This is a genomic window from Corynebacterium sp. ES2730-CONJ, from assembly GCF_024834055.1.
Classification (GTDB): domain Bacteria; phylum Actinomycetota; class Actinomycetes; order Mycobacteriales; family Mycobacteriaceae; genus Corynebacterium.
In genome coordinates this window covers 170,455-192,077 of the sequence record NZ_JANUXZ010000001.1, presented here as the reverse complement: position 1 = coordinate 192,077, position 21,623 = coordinate 170,455, and the positions used below count along the sequence as shown (strand labels likewise).

The window sequence follows — 21,623 nt, the reverse complement described above, 5'->3', positions numbered from 1 at the left end:
GTGGTTTCATGAATTCCCCCCAGCACAGCGAGATCATCGCAGTCGCCGAATCAGTACTCTCTCAACGTTATGGCGGAGAACAGCGACTTGCGGAGGTCGAAGAACTTGCTGGATCCGGTAGCGCTGTGGTGCTGAGAGCTAGGGTGCAACCCTCGCCATTTCTGCAGCAAAAATCACTGGTAGTCAAATATCTTCCCGGTGCCGATCATCCTGCGACCCAATCGCGGCTCATGCGGGAAATAGCGTCCTATCAATTCACCACCAGCATGCCGGAATCGGTACGTCCTGGCCCAGTGCTGCTTGCTCACGATATCACTCAAAAAATTCTCATCATCTCCGATGCTGGAGATGGTGATACCGTCGCTGATCTACTTAACGTAGCTAGTCAAACGTCTCGTGACACCCTATTGCGTGGGCTAGGGCGAGCTTTAGGACAAATGCATGCAGCTACCGCCAGCCGTGAGCCTGATTTTCGAATCCTGCTATCGAGAATGTTAAATCAAAACGATGAAATTGTAGCTCTCAATAACTACCGCGAGGAATTAATTTCGGCGTCCATCCCTTTCGGGATTAGACTGGTCGAAACAGCTGGAATAGAAGTTCCGCCCGAAGTAAAGCGGGTCGCTGCTACCGCGGCACGGCGCCTGATTTCCGGAAATCACCGGGCCTTTACCCCCTTTGATCTAAGCCCCGACAATATCCTGGTGGTCAAAAATCGCCTTCACTTCCTCGACTACGAGTGGGCTGGCTTCCGAGATGTAACATTCGATGTAGCATCTGTCATAGCTGGGTTCCCCCACTTCATTTCGGCCCAAGCCATGAGTGACGAGGAGGCAGATCTCTTTATCGACGCTTGGGTGCACGAGGTGGCAAATTTGTGGCCCAATACAGCCTCCCGAGCTCGCTTAAATATGCGCATCCTTACCGCCTTAGTAGGCTGGTCATTCTTTTCCATTGCATTGACCCATATCGATCTCGACGACCCGCAGCAGGCTAAACTACTCTCCTCGATCAACGAAGATGCTTCCAACACGGAGCGTTTGGTGCAGGCACTATATGAGGCTGTGGACCCGTGGGCCCATGAATTATTTGACGAAAACGCCCAAAAGCTCGAAGAGGACGTCTTGCTGATAAGAAAGGATTTACAGCAAACCTTCGAAGCTCTACGGCGTTTTGCCTCCCGAGATCTTGATGAAGGCATCCTAGACGTCGCACAGTTTGCCGCGTCGATGAACAGCCGGCTGAGCGTCTAAGTAGATGATTTCTGTATATGATTTTTGAGACACATCCACCTGCCCCACAAGGCGGTGATTATTTCCGTGTAAGTTCTCAAGCTCCACTTGCTGCGCGGATGCGGCCAGTATCACTGGAAGAGGTGGTCGGTCAAAAACATCTTTTAGGTGATGGGCGACCTCTGCGGCGTTTGATCGAGGGGGACGGGGCCGCCAGTGTCATTTTGTATGGTCCACCGGGGACGGGGAAGACTACGATAGCCTCACTGATTTCGCAGGCAACCAATCGCAGCTTCCAAGGGCTCTCTGCCCTCGATACGGGAGTCAAGGAGATCCGGGCGGTTATCGAACAAGCTCGGTTTGCACTGCGCAGTGGTCAGCAAACTGTGCTGTTTATTGATGAGGTCCATCGATTCTCAAAAAATCAGCAAGATGCCCTGCTTGCTGCGGTCGAGCGTCGAGATATTCTTTTGGTGGCTGCCACAACAGAAAATCCCAGCTTTTCCGTTGTTGCTCCGTTACTCTCCCGCTCTCTCGTTCTGCACCTTCAGCCTTTGAGTGAGCAGGATATCGGTGATGTTCTGCAGCGTGCAGTCGGCAGCGAGCGTGGCCTTAACTCTCGCATTTCTCTGAGCGAGGATGCTCGAGCGCTACTGGTACAGCTAGCGTCGGGAGATGCTAGACGCTCTCTTACCTATTTGGAAGCGGCTGCAGAAGCTGTTCCAGACGGGGGAGAGATAAGCGTAGATATCGTAGAGAAGAGCATGGACCGGGCGGTGGTGCGCTATGACCGCGATGGGGACCAACACTATGATGTGACAAGCGCCTTTATCAAGTCCATTCGCGGTTCTGACCCCGACGCCGCTATCCATTATTTGGCTCGCATGATCGAGGCGGGGGAGGACCCTCGGTTTATTGCACGCAGATTGATCATTCATGCTGCAGAGGACATCGGCCTAGCCGATCCGCACGCGCTAACTATTGCGGTTGCAGCAGCTGATGCGGCGGCTTTGATTGGTTTACCCGAGGCCCGTATACCGCTGGCGGAGGCCACAATTTACCTAGCCACTGCACCAAAATCGAACGCCGCCCTAAGAGCTATCGATGCAGCGATTGATGATATACGAAAAGGTAAAACTGGAACTGTCCCTGCCCACTTACGTGACGGCCACTATTCCGGTGCTAAGGAGATGGGCAATTCTTTAGGGTATATCTATCCGCACGATAGCGACCTGGCGGTGGTCGCTCAGCAATATTTGCCTGATCCGTTGTGCGGGACTGAATACTATCGTCCCACTGACCATGGCGGTGAGAAGCGGCTGCAACGGGTACTTGAGCGGCTAAGGCAACTAACTCGAGGCTAGGTGCTAGAATAACGGTTTTGTGTGTGCACCCTAGCCAAGGGCGCAAATAAGAAAGAGGAAGAATGCAAACTCACGAGATTCGAGAGCGCTTTACCAACCACTTTGTCAAGGCTGGTCACGAGGCCGTACCTTCTGCCTCGCTTATTTTGGATGACCCCAATCTGCTCTTTGTCAATGCAGGTATGGTGCCCTTTAAACCCTACTTTTTGGGGCAGCAAAATCCCCCCTTTGCTAATGGCACGGCAACGTCAATCCAGAAATGCGTGCGTACTCTCGATATCGAGGAAGTAGGAATAACTACTCGGCACAATACGTTCTTCCAGATGGCAGGAAACTTCTCGTTCGGGCAATATTTCAAAGAGGGGGCCATTAAGCACGCGTGGTCCCTTTTAACCGACTCTGTGGAGGATGGTGGTTACGGCTTTGACCCGGAAAGACTGTGGGTCACCGTTTATCTTGATGACGATGAAGCAGCAGATATTTGGCACCATCAGGTGGGCATTCCGTTAGAGCGAATTCAGCGACTTGGTATGGCCGACAATTACTGGTCGATGGGAATTCCGGGACCGTGCGGCCCGTGTTCCGAAATCTATTATGACCGTGGTCCGGCCTACGGCAAGGACGGGGGTCCAATTGCTGATGACTCCCGTTACTTGGAAATCTGGAACCTAGTTTTTATGCAAAATGAGCGGGGTGCCGGAATTGGTAAGGACAATTTTGAAATCCTCGGCCCACTACCTAAAAAGAATATCGATACTGGTATGGGCATCGAGCGTGTTGCTTGCCTTCTCCAAGGCGTAGACAATGTCTATGAAACCGACCTGTTGCGCCCTGTTATTGAGGTCGCGCAGCGTGAGACAGGAGCCGTATACGGGGCCCATCACGACAACGATATTCGCTTCCGCGTGATTGCTGACCATTCCCGCACTGCCATGATGCTGATTCTCGATGGCGTAACTCCAGGAAATGAAGGACGCGGTTATATCTTGCGTCGACTGCTGCGCCGCCTCACCCGGTCAGCACGCCTTTTGGGGGCAAAGGGACAAACAATGGAGGTATTTATGAATACCATCATGGACACGATGACCTTGTCCTATCCCGAGATTGCTGACAATCGTGAGCGCATTCTGCGGGTGGCCATAACCGAGGAAAAGGCCTTCCTGAAAACCCTCGAAGCTGGTACCCAATTATTCGAAGATGCCGCACATAAAGTCAAGGATCGCGGACAGTCCACCATCGTCGGCGCCGATGCCTTTGCGCTTCATGACACCTATGGTTTCCCAATTGATCTGACCCTGGAAATGGCTCAAGAGGCCGGCCTGACAGTGGACACCGAGGGCTTTGATAAGTTGATGAACGAGCAGAGAGCTCGAGCCAAGGCCGACTCTCAGGCAAAGAAACACGGGCACACCGATCTGTCGATCTACCGAGAGTGGGTGGATGAGCACCCGACACAGTTCGTGGGATACGACAATCTCGAAGCTGATTCTAGGGTTATTGGCTTGCTGCGAGAGGGCGAGAAGGTCTCGGAAGTCCATGAAGGTGACGTCGTTGAGGTGATCCTTGATACCACCCCGCTTTATGCGGAGGCTGGTGGACAGCTAGGTGACCGTGGACGAATCCGCTATGGTGACACGATTCTTAAGGTTAACGACGTACAAAAGATTGCTAAGAAATTATGGATTCATCGCGCAACTGTGACCGCTGGTGGCCTTGGTCTCGGTGATACCGTAACCGCAAGTGTCGATCAAGAGTGGCGACACATGGCTCGCCAAGCACACTCGGCTACCCATATTATCCACGCTGCTCTGCGTCAGGTGCTCGGTCCTACAGCCGTACAGGCGGGATCTATGAACAAGCCGGGTTATTTGCGCTTCGACTTCAACTACACAGAGGCGCTAAGTCCGAGCCAATTAGCCCAAATCGAAGCAATCACCAACCAAGCGGTCGATAGCGATTGGCAAGTGCACACTCTTGAGACTTCTCTTGAAGAAGCGAAGTCCATGGGGGCCCTTGCGCTCTTTGGCGAGAACTACGGACATGAAGTCCGAGTCGTGGAAATGGGTGGACCATTTTCCATCGAATTATGTGGCGGGACCCATGTATCCCATTCTTCACAGATTGGCCCAGTATCAGTTCTCGGCGAATCTTCCGTGGGATCTGGCGTGCGGCGGATTGAGGCTTATTCGGGCCTGAACTCTTTCCGCCACCTCTCGCGTCAAAACGCCACCGTCTCGAGCTTAGCTACAGTGCTGAAAGCGCCGAGTGAAGAAGTACCCGATCGAGTGGCGCAGCTGGCTGCCAAACTTAAAGAAGCCGAGAAAAAAATAGCTGATCTACGTCAAGCTCAACTCATGGCCAGCGCAGGTCACCTACTTGATACGGCGCAAACTATAGCCTCTTTCCAGTTAGTGACCACCACGGTAGCTGCGGGAACACAGTCTTCGGATCTGCGATCACTAGCTGCTGATATTCGCTCTAAAATCAACGGCGCCGGAGTGGTGGTGCTACTTGCACCTGACCAGGATAAAGTTCCGTTCGTGGTAGCGGTCACCCCAGCAGCTATTGATGCTGGTATTAAGGCTGGCGACTTGGTCAAGCTCATTGGTTCCTATATCGATGGCCGCGGTGGCGGAAAACCTGATCTCGCCCAAGGATCTGGCAGTAATAGAGATGGCATCGAGAGCGCATTTAACGCTGTCGAGGACGAATTGCGCAAGCACGCATAACATCAACGGTGAAACAGGAGGACAAGCTACGCTCGTTCTCCTGTTTTTTCAACATCAATCTAAGGAGAAGCAACTGACGATGGAGTCACCGCAACCCGATCAACCCGGCCACAATGATCCCGGATTGGGCCGCCGTCTGGGGATAGATGTGGGAACTGTGCGTATCGGTACAGCGCTCTCGGGAAGCAGCGCCACCATGGCCATGCCACTGGAAACTATAAAACGACAAACTGGCTTCCACGACTACGATAAAGCCGACATTGATCGTCTCGTGGATATCGTTGAAGAGAACGACGTCGTGGAAGTAGTCGTGGGCTTACCGCGTGACCTGCGTGGTCACGGATCAAAAAGTGTACTCCACGCCCAGGATATTGCAGAGCGGCTCGCCCAGAGATTGCCCGAGATTCCTATACGCATGGCTGATGAACGCTTAAGTACTGTGGTCGCGCAGCAAGCGTTAAGAACATCAGGTATCAACGAGAAGGCGGGGCGTAAGATAATCGACCAAGCGGCAGCGGTAGAAATTTTGCAGTCGTGGTTGGATGGGCGACTCGCCTATATCAACCGCCATTTGCCATAATTATAGGTAAAGCAACTAGTCTGATAATTCAATGAGTATTAGTTAAGCTGCCGAGCACTGCGAATCAACCGAGGAAATGGATACGTTGGATGGATACCGAATCATATGATGTCAAGCGCCGAGAGCGTACTGTAGCCGTAATCGTCGCTTCGGTAGTGCTTCTTATCGGAGCAATAATCTATATCGGCGCTAGTATCGCGACCCAGAAACCCTATGATTTTCAAGGCGAAGGTAGCGGAGCAGTGGAATTAGTGGTCATTGAAGAAGGCTCATCAATGGCCGAAAAGGGCCCTGAATTGGTTGAGCGCGGAATTGTTGCAAGTGACCCGGCATTTCAGACCGCAGCCGCCAACAACCCAGCCGCTGGGAATATTCAGCCGGGAGTTTACCGCCTCCGCCAGGGGATGAGTGCCGCTGCCGCGGTGCGGGCCCTCCTTGATAACGACAAACAAGTCGACCTGCTAGATATACCAGGTGGTGCCACCCTCATGGATGTCAATGTAGTCGGAGGAAAGAAACGCCCAGGCATTTATTCTCAGATATCTACGGTCACCTGTTTTGAGGGCTCGACAAATTGCGTGTCCGTCGCCGATCTGCAACAAGCAGGTGCAACAGCCAATGTGGATGACCTCCATATCCCCACGTGGGCTAGGGCACAGGTGGCCGCACGGTCAAGCGATCCGCGCCGGTTGGAGGGGCTGATCGTGCCAGGCAAATACGTCGTGGACCCGCATTTTAGCGCCGAGGAAATTCTCGCCGACCTGCTCAAGCGTTCCTCCAAAACCTTTGAAAATACCAATATCGAAGCACGCGCTCGAGCCATCGGATTGACCCCTTACGAATTGTTAACCGCAGCCTCTCTAGTAGAGCGTGAAGCTCCAGAGGGTGATTTTGACAAGGTCGCACGGGTTATTCTCAATCGTTTGGAAGAACCCATGCGCCTAGAATTTGACTCGACTGTCAACTACGGCCTCGACGATGTCGAGGTAGCTACAACTGCGGAGGACCGTGCTCGAGTGACTCCGTGGAATACCTATGCTAAAGACGGGCTTCCAGATTCTCCTATTGCAGCCGCCGGAACTACCGCTATCAAGGCCATGGAGAACCCCGCACCAGGCGAGTGGCTCTTCTTTGTGACCGTAGACAAGTCCGGTACAACCGTCTTTACCAATACCTTCGAGGAACATTTGCAGGCAGTCGATCAATCACTCGCCAATGGCGTACTAGATTCACAGCGATAGGTTGATGATCTCGTGCCCCGCGCTGCAGTTCTCGGTTCCCCTATCAAGCATTCCTTGTCGCCCTTGATCCACAATGCCGGGTATCAAGCACTTGATATGGACGATTGGAGCTACAGCGCGCACCTTGTGGAGGAAGGAGAGCTGGCACATTTCTTAAAATCGGCTGCCCCGGACTTCTTAGGTTTTTCGGTAACCATGCCGGCCAAATTCGCCGCTTTAAAGTGCGCTGACTTCAAATCAGAGCGAGCAGAGGTAATTGGATCAGCGAATACCCTCGTCCGTAGAGGCACCGGATGGGGTGCCGATAACACTGATTGTGTGGGGATCACTGGCGCCCTCGTGGCAATAGCGCGCTCACCGTTTCGACAGGCTCTTATTATCGGCGCTGGGGGAACAGCTCGGCCGGCAGTATTTGCACTAGGCCAGCTTGGTGTTCAAAAGATCACCATCGTTAACAGGAGTGACCGCGCTACCGAGTTTTCTTCTCTGGCAGCATCCGTCGGGATCGATTTGGCATTCTGCGATTTCTCTGCGGATCTTGCTACTCTAGCCGCGCGAGCCGATATTCTCATTTCCACGGTTCCCAGTAGAGCTTTGGCGGGATATGAAGATGCTCTCGCCCGCACTTCGCTACTCGATGTGATCTATGACCCGTGGCCCACGCCCCTTGTCCAGCTCGCTCAATCGCGGGGACTGGCTGCGGTCGGCGGCCACGAGATGCTACTTCATCAAGCCTATGAGCAGTTTGAGATATTCACTGGTCGTTCGGCTCCCCGAGAGCAGATGCGAAGCGCGTTTAACCAGCACCTCTCTATGGAAAACTGAGAATATTGTGGAAAAGCCCGTTTCTTAAGACAAGGGAGCTCTCGGGCATCTAGCCTTAGAGCTCATGATGGTCGTAGTGACAGGGTTTTGGATGGCAGCACTGAGCTATTTTGATATTCGCTACCATAGACTTCCTAATATTCTTACTCTTCCAGCCCTCGTACCAGCATTTTATCTATCAGATTTGTGGTGGCCAGCGATTGTCTGGTCCGGACTCTATGCGGTGATCGCTGTAGGTGCACGAATAACTGGGCAGTCATTAGCAATGGGCTTGGGTGATGTAAAACTCGCTCCCTCCTTAGGTCTCATTGCCGGCAGCCACGTCCTGTGGGCCATTATATTCGCGCAGATTTTCACCATCGCGTTAGCTTGTGCCCTTAAAAAGCAACGGATCGCCCACGGCCCCGCGATGATAGCGGGGACAGTGTGCACCTATTTCATATGGGGGTAGAATTCATAAGTACCCTTATTCGTGCAATAATTGCCACATGCTTCGATGGACTACAGCAGGCGAATCTCACGGCCAAGCTCTCATCACCGTGATGGAGGGGATGCCCGCAGGCGTGCCCATCACGACTGAGGATATTTCCTATCAACTTGCGCGGCGCCGACTAGGCTACGGGCGGGGCGCGAGGATGAAATTTGAGGCAGATGAACTTAGTCTCCTGTCGGGAATTCGTCACGGGCTAACTATGGGGAGCCCCGTCGCTTTGATGATTGGAAATACTGAGTGGCCTAAGTGGACCACCGTCATGTCACCTCATCGTCTTGATGAACATGATCCCCACGTGGCTCGAGAATTGGATTCTGGTCGGGCGAAAAAACTGACGAGGCCTCGTCCAGGACATGCAGATTTCGCGGGAATGTTGAAATATGATCTTCAGGAGGCCCGTCCCGTTCTCGAGCGTGCTTCCGCTAGGGAGACTGCCGCTCGAGTCGCTATTGCTACGCTCGCCCGTAATCTCCTTCGAGAGCTCATGGGAGTCGAAGTGTTCAGCCATATTGTCTCTATAGGTCGCTCTAAGGTCGATCCCGGGTCCAGCCCTGTTGCAGCCGACGCTACAACTATTGACCAGTCGCCCGTGCGCGCGTTTTCCCCGCGAGCTGAGGCGTCAATGATCAACGAGATTGAAGCGGCTAAGAAGCAGGGAGATACCCTCGGAGGAATTTTCGAGGTAATTGTTGACGGTCTACCGATTGGACTAGGATCTCATACCAGTGCTGAAGAACGTCTAGATGCACAACTTAGTGCGGCAGTCATGAGCATACAGGCTATCAAAGGGGTCGAGATTGGCGATGGATTTGAGGAAGCTCGACGCCTTGGCAGTCAGGCTCACGATGAGATGGTGCGCGATGAATCCGGCACGGTAAGGCGTCTTTCAAACCGAGCTGGTGGTGTTGAAGGTGGTATGACTAATGGGGAACGTCTCGTGGTGCGAGGTGCTATGAAACCCATATCAACGGTACCCCGCGCCCTGCGCACTGTGGACCTCGATTCTGGACGTGCAGCCACCGGGATCCACCAGCGATCTGACGTTTGCGCAGTTCCTGCGGCCGGAGTGGTGGCTGAGGCTATGGTTGCTCTCGTGCTAGCTCGAGCCGTGCTGCAAAAATTTGGAGGCGACAGCCTGGTGGAAACTTCTCGCAATTTCGCGGCCTACCAAGACCAGATCGCCCGCAGGCTAGCGTTTTAGGAAGGAATAAAATGGCTCCCAAAATAGTTCTCGTTGGCCCCCCTGGTGCCGGCAAAACAACTATCGCCCGTCGTTTGTCCAGTGCCCTAAATATTGCGCATATTGATAGCGACGAGCTGATAGAACAGCGGACAGGTCAGCGGTGCCGTGACTTCATTGAGGCCAAAGGAATTGAGACTTTTCGCGCTATAGAGGCCGAGGTGATCGCGGAGGCGCTACAGCTTAACGGTGTGCTTAGTCTTGGTGGAGGCGCGATCGAGGAGGATGCAACCCGAAAGCTTCTGATTGATCATCCCGTGGCATGGATAGATGTGAGCATTGAGGAAGGAGACCTGAGAACTCGCGATACCACGGCGCGACCTTTACTCGATGATATGTCCTACGAAGAACTGGTGAAACCTCGAATTCCGCTTTACCGAGAGGTAGCGGATATCCGGATCCCCACCGATACCAGGCCACCTCAGCAGGTGGTAGCGGATATCTTAAGCTTTATGGAATCCTATGATGCTAAGGATTGTCAATGAGTATGTTGGCCGAGGTGAATGTGCGTGGGCCCCGCCCCTACCGGGTGTGCATAGGGGAGCGCCTCGAAGCGGAGTGCGCTGCCCACGTCTCTAGCCTGAGTCCCGGCCGGGTTGTGGTGTTATGTCAGCCAACGGTAGCTCACTATGCGCACCAGCTTATAAAGCAATGGGCTGAAATTCCGAGCACTATCATTGAGATACCCGACGCCGAGGAAGCAAAGACCTATGCGACTGCACAAAGGCTGTGGGATCGCCTCGGCGAGTTGAAGATCGGCCGACGCGACGTAATAATTGGGTTTGGTGGGGGAGCTGCCACCGACCTTGCGGGTTTTATTGCCGCAACGTGGATGCGCGGGATAGAAGTTATCCACATCCCCACTACTGTGCTAGCCATGGTGGATGCTGCGGTGGGAGGCAAAACCGGCATCAATACTCCCGGTGGCAAGAATCTAGTAGGAGCTTTCCATGAGCCCTCGGCAGTATTTATTGACATCCAATATCTAGCGTCAGTTCCTCAATCTGACCGAATTGCTGGCAGCGCTGAAATAATAAAAACAGGCTTTATTGCTGATCCCCAGATTTTGGAGCTCTATGTGCAATCTCCCACCCGCTGCCTCGATATCACAGGTGACCTTCCGGAGTTGATTCATCGGTCAGTCAGTGTCAAAGCGAATGTGGTCGCGCAGGATCTCAAGGAGTCAGGGTTGCGAGAGATCCTCAATTATGGACATACTTTTGGTCATGCAGTAGAGCGTTATGAGCAGTACCGGTGGCGACATGGTGATGCTGTAGCGATAGGGATGGCATTCGTTGCTCACCTAAGTGAGATCAAGGGTGTGATGACAGGTGATCTTGTGGCGCTTCATGAGGAAATCCTTTCCTCAATCGGTCTACCGATTCGCTATCAAAACGCTGGATTCGAGGATCTCTACGCTGCGATGAGCGTGGATAAGAAGAACAGAGATGGTCGGATAAGGTTTGTGGCCCTCAACGACGTGGCTACGCCGACGCGAATCGACGACGCAACAACTGCACAGCTTAAAGAGGCCTATGCGCGAATTTCTTAGAAGGAGAATGCGATGAGTCGCAGTATTTTAATACTCAATGGGCCCAACCTGGATCGGTTGGGTAAAAGGCAACCGCACATTTATGGTTCGACCACGCTTGCCCAGTTGGAACAGCTCCTTCATGCACATGCCAATGACATGGGTTTCACAGTTACCTGTAAGCAATCTAACTATGAAGGCGAGCTTGTGGAGTGGATACATGAAGCCGTCGATAAACAACAACCAATAATTATCAACCCTGGGGGGTTGACACATACCTCGGTAGTCCTTCGAGATGCTCTTGCTGAAATATCCGAGGGTGCAGGTTTCATCGAGGTGCATCTATCAAATATCGCAGCCCGAGAGAGCTTTAGGCACCACTCCTATCTCTCACCCATTGCCAAGGGGACAATTGCGGGTCTGGGTGTACGTGGCTATCTTTTGGCTCTCGATTATCTAATAGCGGAAGCTAGCTAGAACCCAAGGACCTGTGCAGCAGGAGTAAGATCATGCAAAGTTTGGTCGAAGGTGGCCGAATGGAGTTTCGAAGAAAGGTAATTTTCATGGTGGACGCACGTTCTTACTTTGTTAATCGCAGGAAAATACTTGCCCACGAACTTAAAGAGCTAAATCTAGATGCTCTCGTGATTTCCCACCTCACTCACGTGCGCTACTTGTCCGGTTTTACTGGCTCTAACGCTGGTTTGGTTGTCTACGCTGATGGGCAGGCAGATATCGCAACTGACGGACGATACCTAACACAAATAGCCGCGGAGGTTCCCGATATCAAGGCCCGAGAAGCCCGCGCATGTGCCCCGGATCTCATCAAGGGTCTCAGCGGCGTTGCTCGACTGGGTTTCGAAGCTGACTTTGTCACGGTAACTCAGCTGGAGATTTTAAAGAAAGCTGCTGGCGAGGGTCTCGAACTAGTCCCTGTCACCCAGGTCATTGAAAAGATGCGCCGTATTAAAGGAGAAGAGGAACAAGAGCGGTTGCGACGTGTCGCAGATATAGCAAATTCCGCCTTTCAAGAACTTCTCGATGAGGGTGGCATCCGAGCGGGTCGTAGCGAAATTGAGATTGCGGCTGACTTGGAATATAAGATGCGGGTGCGAGGCTCCGAGCGGCCCAGTTTTGACACCATCGTCGCTTCTGGCCCGAATTCTGCAATGCCGCACCACCAAGCTGGGGATCGGATACTATGCGAGGGCGATATCGTGACTATAGACTTTGGTGCCTACGCGGCGGGATATAATTCCGACACCACAAGAACCGTGATTGTCGGATATGCAACGGACTTTTCCCAAGAAATCTATGATGTGGTGCTACAAGCACAATTGGCTGGTTGCAAGGCTGCAGTACCTGGTACCTCGCTTGCCGATGTTGACAAGGCATGTCGGGATATTATTACTAAAGCAGGGTACGGCGACTACTTCGTCCATTCCACCGGACACGGTGTCGGACTCGATGTGCACGAAGCGCCAGCTGCAGCGAAGAATGCCGCGGGAGTATTGTGCGAGGGAATGACGGTAACCATCGAACCTGGCATATACATACCCGAGCGCGGAGGTGTTCGTATCGAGGATACCTTGATTGTGCAGGCTGGAGCTGCAGAAAATCTCACAGGTCTGAGCAAAGATCTCATGATCGTTTAAGAGAAATTCCCTCCCTCCCCAGGTCTGCAGTCTCGGGAGGAAGAGTTAAAATAACCGCGATGCATCATGTATTATCTTGTACGTTCACTCATGCCAATGATGAAGAAGGAAGTATAAAGGTGGCAACAACCGCTGATTTCAAGAACGGACTCGTTCTCAAGATCGACAATAAGCTCCAGCAGATTATCGAATTCCAGCACGTTAAACCAGGTAAAGGCCCAGCGTTTGTGCGTACCAAACTCAAGGACGTTGTCAGCGGAAAGGTGACCGATAAAACTTTTAACGCTGGAGTTAAGGTTGAGACAGCCACCGTGGATCGCCGAGACATGACCTACCTCTATCACGATGGTTCTTCCTTCGTGGTGATGGATGAAAAGAGCTATGAGCAGCTCGAACTTGCTGAGCATATCGTTGGCTCGGGAGCGAGGTTCCTCCTTGAGAACACAACCATCCAAGTTTCCTTCCATGAGGGAGAGCCGCTCTTTGCAGAGCTTCCCATTTCTCTTGATTTGAAAATTGCTCACACCGAACCGGGACTGCAAGGTGATCGTTCGAACGGCGGAACTAAGCCCGCTACGTTGGAAACGGGCGCAGAAATCCAAGTTCCGTTGTTCGTGGAGACCGGTAATATAGTAAAGGTCGATACCCGGGACGGCTCCTACCTCTCACGCGTGAATCACTAGATCGTGGCTGAGTCCGAAAATAATCCTATGCCAGCACCGCGAGCGCAGTATAAGCGTCATGGATCGCGCTATAAAGCGCGACGCCGCGCGGTTGATTTCCTTTACGAGTCCGAGGCCCGTGATATTGACCCGGTAGCCCTGTTATCTGATCGAGTCTCATTAGCTGCTCTTCCAGCTAGTGAGATCGCTCCAGTGAACCCATATACCAGGGAAATAGTGGCAGGGGTTGCAGAAGAGCTCGATAGAATCGATTCGGTCATAGCCTCTCATCTATCTGAGAACTGGGAACTACACCGCATATCAGCCGTTGATCGAGCTATCCTGCGGGTGGCTGTATGGGAGCTTATCTTTAATGAGGACGTTCCAGTTAAAACGGCTATCAAGGACGGTATCGAGCTAGCCTCGCAGTACTCAGTCGATGATGCATTCGCCTATATCAACGGCGTGCTTGATTCAATTGCGAAAAATATTGACGAACTGCGCGCCTTTGATGATCCAGACGGTCATGAGGACGAGCATAGTATGGGGTTCGCCGATGCCCTTGCTGAAGCGGAGGCCCATTTAACCGACGATGAGAGCTTTGATGGTCGCGACCCAGACGACTAAATATATCTAGCTTGGCTACCCCCATCATTTAAGAGTGGTGGGGGTATTTTCTCGCTATTTTGTTACAGATGTGACTAGAATGAGAGAAGTTTTTTAAATAGTCAGTTGTGTCGGATGTTTCTTGTGTTGTTGATATGGTAAGCCGCCGACTCAGCGCTTAGACATAGCCCTCAAATGAAAGTTGGTATGGCGCAGTGAAATTCAACCTGCCAGTTCTTGGTGACATCGACTTCAACTCTCCAGTGGTCCAGCAGATTATCGCCCTCATCACCTCAGTTCTCTTGTCCATAGTGGGCAGCGCCGGAATCAACGTCAGTGAGCTGAAGGCCCAGATTCCAGACAACGCGCCTACTTTGGTGAAAGATATCGGGACCACGCTATTCGACGATCCACAACTTGGGGAGACAGCCGGTCAATTAACCGCGCTCGCTACAGGATCGAGCGAGAAGCTCGACACTGTGGAGGTAAACCGATCGCGTGCCGCTGAAAGCACCACAGTGGTAATCGAGGATCCGAAGCCCACCCACGAAGAAGTTGCGTCCCCGGCTATTGTCTTTGCTGCGCCCTCCACCAATTTGCCTCAGACTGATCAGTTTATGGTGGCGAATTTTCCTAAAGCTGACGCAGCCGATAATCCCGCGCCTGTTGTCTTTAGCTTTGTGGAAAAAGTTAACGACAAAATTACTCCCGTGACAGAAGGCACATGGTCCGGAACCATTGCTGGCCGTGATATCTCCGAGATGAGGGCAGAAACTGATCGCCCGCTCGATGCTGGGATTTTAGCTCTCTCGGTCAAACCCAGTGAGTTAAGCGATATCAATATTCGATTCGATTCCAATAACTACCAGAGCGGTTTTGCCTCTGACCACATTGACCTGGACAGGGACGGCCAGACTACTCTCTTTACTCCGGGACGCTCCTCGTAGTCATCTAAGCGCGTAGCCGTACCTTCAACTCCCTAGACCACAGGGTTGGAGGTGCGGCTTTTAACTTTTGGCGGAGCAATATCTGCGATCGTGGCGCAGATTATGTTGCATTCCTCCCTACGGGTAGATTCATCGAAGTTCGCACCCAAAGTTGTATTGAGTTTTGATTCGGCTCATGAGAAGTAAAACTTTGCCATTGATCCACGTTGGTGAGCCTTTTCGTCCGAATTATGTGTGCGTGAACTGGGTTCATATTCTTAGTGGCAGCGGCCCCGTCGAGGAAACGATATCGCCCGCACGGTAGCAACCATTCCAGCTGTAGAGGACTGAAGAAAGTATTCGACGAGAGGTTCGAAGGGTTAACGCATTTGTGGATCAGAAATACCGAACGGTGGTGGATCTGTGATCTAATCTTTGGAATCGTGGCTGTGGAAACTCGATAGAGTTTCGTTCATGCGGTCGACGTGCCGACGATATCAATCAGGCGAGAGCCTCTATGGGTATATACAGGGAAAGTCTCGTAACCTGGTTATCGCTGTGCGAAACACTGAGACTTCACGTGGCGCACCACAGCTGGATAAGAAATGCCCAGGCCGCTCAGCGTCCTGGGCAGGGGAACAGTCTAAGAAGCGTCGACAAGCTCCTCATTGCCGAGTTCATGAGCCAAAGCCTGCTCAAGGCCCGGATACCTGAAAATATGCTCGCGAGCTAATAGCACTCGCGGTAGTACCCGCTGATCGGCCAGCGCAAATTCTTCGGCCCCCTGCGAACCCAGGAGGATTTTGGGACCAAGCGTTGGGACTGGGAATATCGCCGGTCGCCTTAACTGAGCCCCTAGCATCTTAGACATCTCGGCATTGGTAACAGGGTTGGGACTGGTGGCATTAATGGGGCCCGATATATGACCGTCAAGAGCCGCGGTGATGATTATGTCAGTCAGGTCATCGAGCGCAATCCATGAGAAACCTTGAGAACCATCACTGAGGTGCCCCCCTAACCCTGTCGAGAAAAGCGTGCGCATGACTGGCAGAAAACCACCACGCCCTGAAATAACGATGCCCGTGCGTAGGTTAACTACCCGCTTGCCTCCTTCAGAGGCAGGACTGGTCGCAGCCTCCCAGTTGCGAGCCAAATCCGCGAGAAATCCTTCGCCCGTGTCAGATTCTTCGTCGAGGGTCTCGCCACTACGGTCGTGACCGTAGACTCCGATCGTGGAGCCTGAGATCATCGTGTGGCAATCATCCGATTGAGCTACGAGTTGGGCGAGTTTACGGGTTGGCTCCACCCGAGAATCCCAAAGCGCCTTCTTGTGGGCCTCACTGAAGCGGCCGAAAATAGGTTCACCGGCGAGGTGAACGAGGAGATCAACATTCTCGAGAAGCTTTTTATCGGGGCACTCGGGGTCCCAAAGGCGTTGGTCACCCTCGGGATTGCTGCGCACCAAAGGGATAACTGTGTGACCCAGAGTGCTCAGTTGCGCAGCGAGAGCGCGTCCCACAGTTCCGTTCGACCCTGTGATCGCAACGCGTAGTTTCCGATCACTTATCACCTCGAATCGGGCTTTAGCCTGGAAATCGTTGATGATTTGGTGCTGTCGATACGCAAACATTGGATTCAAGCTCAAACTGGGCAGCCGGGTGCGAACATCATCGGTGATAGCAGTCGCCTGGATATCGTCGATGGAGGTGTCGTCGAAGATATGAGTATGGCGCCAGTTAGCCAGTACTTGGATCGGAGCTGTGGCACAGATATCAGTGAATTGACGTCCAGCAACATACCCCGACAGGTCGTGGCGGGCTACCCACTTCAGCCCTGCTGGGAGTGCAAAAACGGTTGTACCCGTGCTTAAGGACTCCGCCTCAGAGATCGGGTTGAAAGGGAAAAATGGAGGGGAGAGTCTTAATACTGCTCCCTTTCGATTATGCCACTCCCACACCTCACTCCTCGGGGCGGGGACAACGTGGGTGGAATGAAGACTCATAAGGATGTGTGCTCTTTCTTGATATAGCTTTAAAACTCGGCAACGTCGCTGAAACGACGTGGCAGATCTTAGGAGAACGGCCGTGTCGAATCATGGCGATAAGGAGAGCCTTGCAGGCTCTGCCTATCTTGGCGCCTAACTAAAGGCGTAGAGATAATCGTTACCCACCAGTTTAGGGCTTTTTTGTCAATGAGGGGAGACTATGAACCAGCTAGCAGCCGCTGCCCTCATTCCAGTTTCTGCTCGGAAGCTTTACCAGTTCGGGTACACAATGGCAGTTGTGGGGGAGTTGCTCGCTCGAAATTGCTATAGTCTATTACCTGAGGTGCTATCATCTCACCTAGTTGAATCTATACGGTCGCTTTGCGGTGGCCAGCGGATCAGCCATCGCAACAATTTCATACTGTCCATCGCCCCATTCGGGGCACGACATCCTTTAACGGACCGCACAGAGAGGCGGGGAAGGAGGTCACGATGAGCGAATCTAAACCCGCTACGGTCGAGCTTTTTAAAGCTGAAGACGTGGCGCGCACTATCGCACGCATCGCGCACCAAATTATCGAAAAAACGGCCCTTGACGCCGCTGACAATTCGTCCATCCTGTTATTAGGCATCCCCTCCGGGGGCGTACCTCTGGCTAAGCGTTTACAGCAAAAAGTCGCCGAGTTTTCAAGCGTAGATATTCCTACTGGAAGCCTAGACATCACCCTTTATCGTGATGATCTCAGCTCTAAGCCACATCGCGCTCTGCAACCCACAGAAATTCCCACTCGGGGAGTTGACGGATCTCATATCATCTTAGTCGATGACGTCCTTTATTCGGGACGAACTATCCGCGCCGCACTTGATGCTCTGCGCGATTTGGGGCGGCCCCGCTCAGTACAATTAGCAGTCCTTGTTGATCGCGGTCACCGCGAATTACCCATTCGTGCTGATTATGTGGGCAAGAATCTTCCCACTTCTCGCACCGAAGATGTCACCGTACTGCTACATGAAATTGATGGCCGTGACGCGGTTATCCTAACTCGAGGAAGCGACAAGTAAAGATGAAGCACCTACTTTCCATCGGTGACCTAGGCAAAGATCAGATCCTTGCACTCATGGACGAGGCCGACCGTTTCCGCGAGGCCCTTATGGGTCGAGAAATCAAGAAGCTGCCGACGCTGCGCGGGCGGACTATATTCACGGTTTTTTATGAAAATTCCACGCGAACGCGTTCCTCGTTCGAAACCGCGGGTAAGTGGATGAGTGCCGATGTTATCAATATTTCGGCCTCATCGTCGTCGGTGCAAAAGGGAGAATCGCTCAAAGATACGGGACTCACACTCAAAGCTGTAGGCGCGGATGCCCTCATCATTCGGCATCCTTTTGCTGGTGCCGCCGCGCAATTGGCCGAGTGGGTCGCCCCAGGCGGTGATGGCCCTAGTGTCATCAACGCTGGCGACGGTGCGCATCAGCACCCTACCCAGGCTCTTCTTGATGCCGTCACTATGCGACAACGCCTGGGCGAGATTGAGGGCAAGAAGGTCGTGATCGTCGGTGACTGTCTCCATTCCCGAGTCGTACGATCCAACGTTGATCTTCTCAGCACCCTTGGAGCTCACGTAGTATTGGTAGCACCAGGTACCCTGCTTCCTCAGGGAGTGGAGAACTGGCCAGTTCGAACCTCCTATGACATGGATTCCGAGCTTAAAGACGCTGATGTCGTAATGATGCTGCGTGTTCAAAAAGAACGCATGCATGGAGGTTTTTTCCCGTCACACCGCGAATACGCAACCCTGTATGGGATGAATCGCGAGCGGGAATCCCTGCTCAAAGAGTCGGCCATTGTCATGCACCCAGGCCCAATGCTGCGCGGTATGGAAATTAGCTACGATGTCGCTGACTTACCTCGCACTGCAGTGCTACAGCAGGTGAACAATGGTGTTCACAGCCGGATGGCAGTGTTATTTACGCTGCTTGCTCATTCCGATAACCACGGCTTTTAAATCACGCGTCAGAGAAGGAAAACATAGATGTCTGATTCAGTTCATTATCCTGCCACGGGTGAGCTCGCACCGGCGGCTCCTGGAACCTTATTGCTCAAAAACATACGCCCCTATGGCGAAGGCAAACCCCAAAATATTCTCATTGACAACGGGGTCATCATCGAACTCGATTCGCAACAAACCCAAGCTGATCGGATCATCGATGGTCAGGGTGCTGTTCTACTGCCTGGGCTGGTAGATATTCACGTGCACTTACGTGAACCAGGTCGAGAAGATACCGAAACCATCGCGACGGGATCGCTCGCAGCCGCCCGCGGTGGCTTCACTGCAGTATTTACTATGGCTAATACTCAACCCGTGATGGACCAGTCGATCATCGCTGAGGCCGTGTGGGCTAAAGGCCAAGACATAGGTCTGTGCGATGTTCACCCCGTCGGATCGATTACGCAGGGCCTTGAAGGCAAGGTACTGACCGAATTTGGGATGATGGCGCGTTCACAAGCCAAGGTGCGGCTATTCTCCGATGACGGAAAATGTGTGGACAATCCGTTATTGATGCGCCGGGCTATTGAATACGCTAAGGGTACGGACGTACTCCTTGCTCAGCATTGTGAGGATCCGCGACTAACAGATGGAGCGTCGGCACATGAAGGAAAACGAGCTGCCACATTAGGTTTGCAGGGCTGGCCACGTGTTGCCGAGGAGTCCATAGTGGCTCGCGATGCTCTACTCTGTCGGGATTATGGCACCCGGATGCATATTTGTCATGCTTCCACTAAGGGCACCGTTGAGTTGGTGCGCTGGGCCAAGAGTCAGGATATTCCCATATCCGCCGAGGTTACCCCGCATCACCTGTTGCTCACCGACGAGCGTTTAGAAACTTATGATGGCGTGAATAAAGTCAACCCTCCGCTACGTGAGGAATCAGATACGGTGGCGTTACGCGATGCCCTGCTGGATGGCACCATTGATATAGTTGCTACCGATCACGCTCCTCATGGTTCTGAGGAGAAATGCTGTGAGTTTGAGAACGCTCGCCCAGGAATGCTGGGGTTGGAAACCTCGCTTGCCATCATTGCTCAACTCTTTGTCTCTTCCGGCTTGGCTAACTGGCGTTTTGTCGCAAAAGTCATGTCTGAACGGCCCGCCGAACTCGTCCGGCTTCCGGGCCACGGTCGCCCCATCGCTGAAGGCGAACCCGCGAATCTCACGCTCATTGCCGAGAATCAGCCGTGGACAGTCGATCCATTGGCCCTGGCTTCGAAGTCTTCCAATACGCCCTATGCGGGGATGACTTTTGACGCTAGGGTTATTGCCACCATTTTACGCGGTACCATCACGCAGCTTAGGGCGCCCGAAGCTCAATAAGCAGGAAAATTCTCGAAAGGCTCATATAGTGAATAACCCTATGCGCACCCCAGCGCTCCTTGTTCTAGCTGACGGCAAGGTTTTCCGCGGCTTAAGCTTCGGATCTCTTGGCCGCACTTTAGGTGAAGCGGTCTTCACCACTGCGATGACCGGATATCAGGAGACCATGACAGATCCTTCTTATCATCGACAGATCGTGGTGACCACCGCCCCTCAGATTGGAAATACTGGGTGGAATGACGAAGACGGTGAATCTCGCGATGACCGCATTTGGGTCGCTGGTCTCGTGATTCGCGATCTCTCCACCACCGTTTCCAGCTGGCGTGCTCGTCGTTCCCTGGAAGAGGAAATGGTCGCTCAGAATATCGTGGGTATCCAGGGCGTCGATACCCGTGCCATAGTGCGGCATCTACGGCATTTCGGTTCATTGACGGCTGGTATCTTCTCCGGTGACGATGCCGACAAGCCACTTGACGAACTCATCCAGATCGTCAAATCCCAACCTGAGATGGTTGGGCAGAGCCTGGCGGAGCAAGTCAGTACCGATGATGTGTATACCGTGGATAGTGAGGGAGACCCCCAGTTTACGGTGGTTGCCTACGATATGGGTATCAAATCGAATACACCACGTAATTTTGCCCGCCGCGGTATTAAAACTGTTGTTGTTCCAGCTAATACTTCCTTTGCAGATATTATGGCCCATCAGCCTGACGGTATTTTTATCTCCAATGGACCAGGGGACCCTGCTACCGCAGATATCATGGTCGGAATTGTCAAAGAGATCCTCAAACACGAAATACCTCTCTTTGGCATATGTTTCGGGAATCAAATCCTCGGCCGTGCGCTGGGACTTGAGACATATAAATTGAAGTTCGGTCACCGGGGTATCAATGTTCCCGTTCTTAATCACCTCACCGGCAAGATCGATATCACCTCCCAGAATCACGGATTCGCTCTAAAGGGGTCACCGGGTGAAAGTTTCGATACCCCCTTTGGACGAGCGCAGATAACACATACGTGCTTAAACGACGGCACTGTTGAGGGTGTAGCTCTTGTCAATGGCCGCGCTTTTTCTGTGCAGTATCACCCCGAGGCCGCAGCCGGCCCCACGGATGCCCAGCCGCTTTTTGACCAATTCGTTGCCGTGATGGCAGCGCAGCAGAAAAACTAACCAGGAGGAA

The 21,623-nt window shown here is 52.8% G+C and carries 20 protein-coding genes; 19 read left to right on the top strand and 1 reads right to left on the bottom strand.

Annotation, left to right across the window (positions count from 1 at the left end; translation table 11 throughout):
• Nucleotides 1-8 precede the first annotated feature (8 nt).
• The 15 genes from NXS13_RS00860 to NXS13_RS00790 all read left to right on the top strand — a co-directional run bounded on the left by NXS13_RS00860 (nucleotide 9) and on the right by NXS13_RS00790 (nucleotide 15,105).
• Nucleotides 9-1,253 (top strand): phosphotransferase, encoded by a 1,245-nt coding sequence (locus NXS13_RS00860; protein ID WP_259157770.1) that lies wholly within the window; start codon nucleotides 9-11, stop codon nucleotides 1,251-1,253.
• A gap of 17 nt (nucleotides 1,254-1,270) precedes the next feature.
• Nucleotides 1,271-2,596 carry a replication-associated recombination protein A gene (locus NXS13_RS00855; protein WP_259076670.1) on the top strand — a complete coding sequence of 442 codons (1,326 nt, stop codon included), beginning with the start codon at nucleotides 1,271-1,273 and terminating at the stop codon, nucleotides 2,594-2,596.
• A 62-nt stretch (nucleotides 2,597-2,658) separates the two neighbouring features.
• Nucleotides 2,659-5,325, top strand: a complete 2,667-nt coding sequence (gene alaS, locus NXS13_RS00850; protein ID WP_259289230.1) for an alanine--tRNA ligase — start codon at nucleotides 2,659-2,661, stop codon at nucleotides 5,323-5,325.
• 79 nt (nucleotides 5,326-5,404) lie between these two features.
• Entirely contained in the window at nucleotides 5,405-5,905 is a 501-nt protein-coding gene (gene ruvX / locus NXS13_RS00845; RefSeq protein ID WP_259076677.1) for a Holliday junction resolvase RuvX, read from the top strand.
• 89 nt (nucleotides 5,906-5,994) lie between these two features.
• Nucleotides 5,995-7,146 carry an endolytic transglycosylase MltG gene (gene mltG / locus NXS13_RS00840; protein ID WP_259076680.1) on the top strand — a complete coding sequence of 384 codons (1,152 nt, stop codon included), beginning with the start codon at nucleotides 5,995-5,997 and terminating at the stop codon, nucleotides 7,144-7,146.
• 12 nt (nucleotides 7,147-7,158) lie between these two features.
• Nucleotides 7,159-7,971 carry a shikimate dehydrogenase gene (locus NXS13_RS00835; protein WP_259076682.1) on the top strand — a complete coding sequence of 271 codons (813 nt, stop codon included), beginning with the start codon at nucleotides 7,159-7,161 and terminating at the stop codon, nucleotides 7,969-7,971.
• 64 nt (nucleotides 7,972-8,035) lie between these two features.
• Nucleotides 8,036-8,422, top strand: coding sequence for an A24 family peptidase (locus NXS13_RS00830; protein ID WP_259076694.1), 387 nt, complete (start codon nucleotides 8,036-8,038; stop codon nucleotides 8,420-8,422).
• A 37-nt stretch (nucleotides 8,423-8,459) separates the two neighbouring features.
• On the top strand, nucleotides 8,460-9,665 hold the full coding sequence (gene aroC / locus NXS13_RS00825; RefSeq protein WP_259289229.1) for a chorismate synthase: 1,206 nt from the start codon (nucleotides 8,460-8,462) through the stop codon (nucleotides 9,663-9,665).
• Nucleotides 9,666-9,676: 11 nt separating this feature from the next.
• Complete coding sequence (locus NXS13_RS00820) at nucleotides 9,677-10,189, top strand: shikimate kinase (RefSeq protein ID WP_259076698.1); 513 nt, start codon at nucleotides 9,677-9,679, stop codon at nucleotides 10,187-10,189.
• A gap of 5 nt (nucleotides 10,190-10,194) precedes the next feature.
• Nucleotides 10,195-11,256, top strand: a complete 1,062-nt coding sequence (gene aroB / locus NXS13_RS00815) for a 3-dehydroquinate synthase (protein WP_259289285.1) — start codon at nucleotides 10,195-10,197, stop codon at nucleotides 11,254-11,256.
• A 12-nt stretch (nucleotides 11,257-11,268) separates the two neighbouring features.
• Entirely contained in the window at nucleotides 11,269-11,712 is a 444-nt protein-coding gene (aroQ, locus tag NXS13_RS00810; protein WP_259076700.1) for a type II 3-dehydroquinate dehydratase, read from the top strand.
• A gap of 86 nt (nucleotides 11,713-11,798) precedes the next feature.
• A complete protein-coding gene (locus NXS13_RS00805; protein ID WP_259289228.1) occupies nucleotides 11,799-12,890 on the top strand; it encodes a Xaa-Pro peptidase family protein in 1,092 nt (363 codons plus the stop codon).
• 119 nt (nucleotides 12,891-13,009) lie between these two features.
• Nucleotides 13,010-13,573, top strand: a complete 564-nt coding sequence (gene efp, locus NXS13_RS00800; RefSeq protein WP_259076705.1) for an elongation factor P — start codon at nucleotides 13,010-13,012, stop codon at nucleotides 13,571-13,573.
• Nucleotides 13,574-13,600: 27 nt separating this feature from the next.
• Complete coding sequence (nusB, locus tag NXS13_RS00795) at nucleotides 13,601-14,179, top strand: transcription antitermination factor NusB (protein ID WP_259076707.1); 579 nt, start codon at nucleotides 13,601-13,603, stop codon at nucleotides 14,177-14,179.
• A gap of 194 nt (nucleotides 14,180-14,373) precedes the next feature.
• On the top strand, nucleotides 14,374-15,105 hold the full coding sequence (locus NXS13_RS00790) for a hypothetical protein (protein WP_259076709.1): 732 nt from the start codon (nucleotides 14,374-14,376) through the stop codon (nucleotides 15,103-15,105).
• Between the two features lie 622 nt (nucleotides 15,106-15,727).
• Here NXS13_RS00790 and NXS13_RS00785 read toward each other — a convergent pair.
• Nucleotides 15,728-17,086 (bottom strand): TIGR01777 family oxidoreductase, encoded by a 1,359-nt coding sequence (locus NXS13_RS00785; RefSeq protein ID WP_259076713.1) that lies wholly within the window; start codon nucleotides 17,084-17,086, stop codon nucleotides 15,728-15,730.
• 474 nt (nucleotides 17,087-17,560) lie between these two features.
• Here NXS13_RS00785 and pyrR point away from each other — a divergent pair, with 474 nt between their 5' ends.
• From pyrR to carA, 4 genes are read left to right on the top strand one after another with little or no spacing between them, the layout of a single operon-like run.
• A complete protein-coding gene (gene pyrR / locus NXS13_RS00780; RefSeq protein WP_259076715.1) occupies nucleotides 17,561-18,130 on the top strand; it encodes a bifunctional pyr operon transcriptional regulator/uracil phosphoribosyltransferase PyrR in 570 nt (189 codons plus the stop codon).
• Nucleotides 18,131-18,132: 2 nt separating this feature from the next.
• Nucleotides 18,133-19,074, top strand: a complete 942-nt coding sequence (locus NXS13_RS00775) for an aspartate carbamoyltransferase catalytic subunit (protein ID WP_259076717.1) — start codon at nucleotides 18,133-18,135, stop codon at nucleotides 19,072-19,074.
• A gap of 27 nt (nucleotides 19,075-19,101) precedes the next feature.
• The gene (locus tag NXS13_RS00770) at nucleotides 19,102-20,442 is read left to right on the top strand and encodes a dihydroorotase (protein ID WP_259076719.1); all 1,341 of its coding nucleotides are present in this window, start codon (nucleotides 19,102-19,104) and stop codon (nucleotides 20,440-20,442) included.
• A gap of 40 nt (nucleotides 20,443-20,482) precedes the next feature.
• On the top strand, nucleotides 20,483-21,613 hold the full coding sequence (gene carA, locus NXS13_RS00765; RefSeq protein WP_259077099.1) for a glutamine-hydrolyzing carbamoyl-phosphate synthase small subunit: 1,131 nt from the start codon (nucleotides 20,483-20,485) through the stop codon (nucleotides 21,611-21,613).
• Nucleotides 21,614-21,623: the final 10 nt, after the last annotated feature.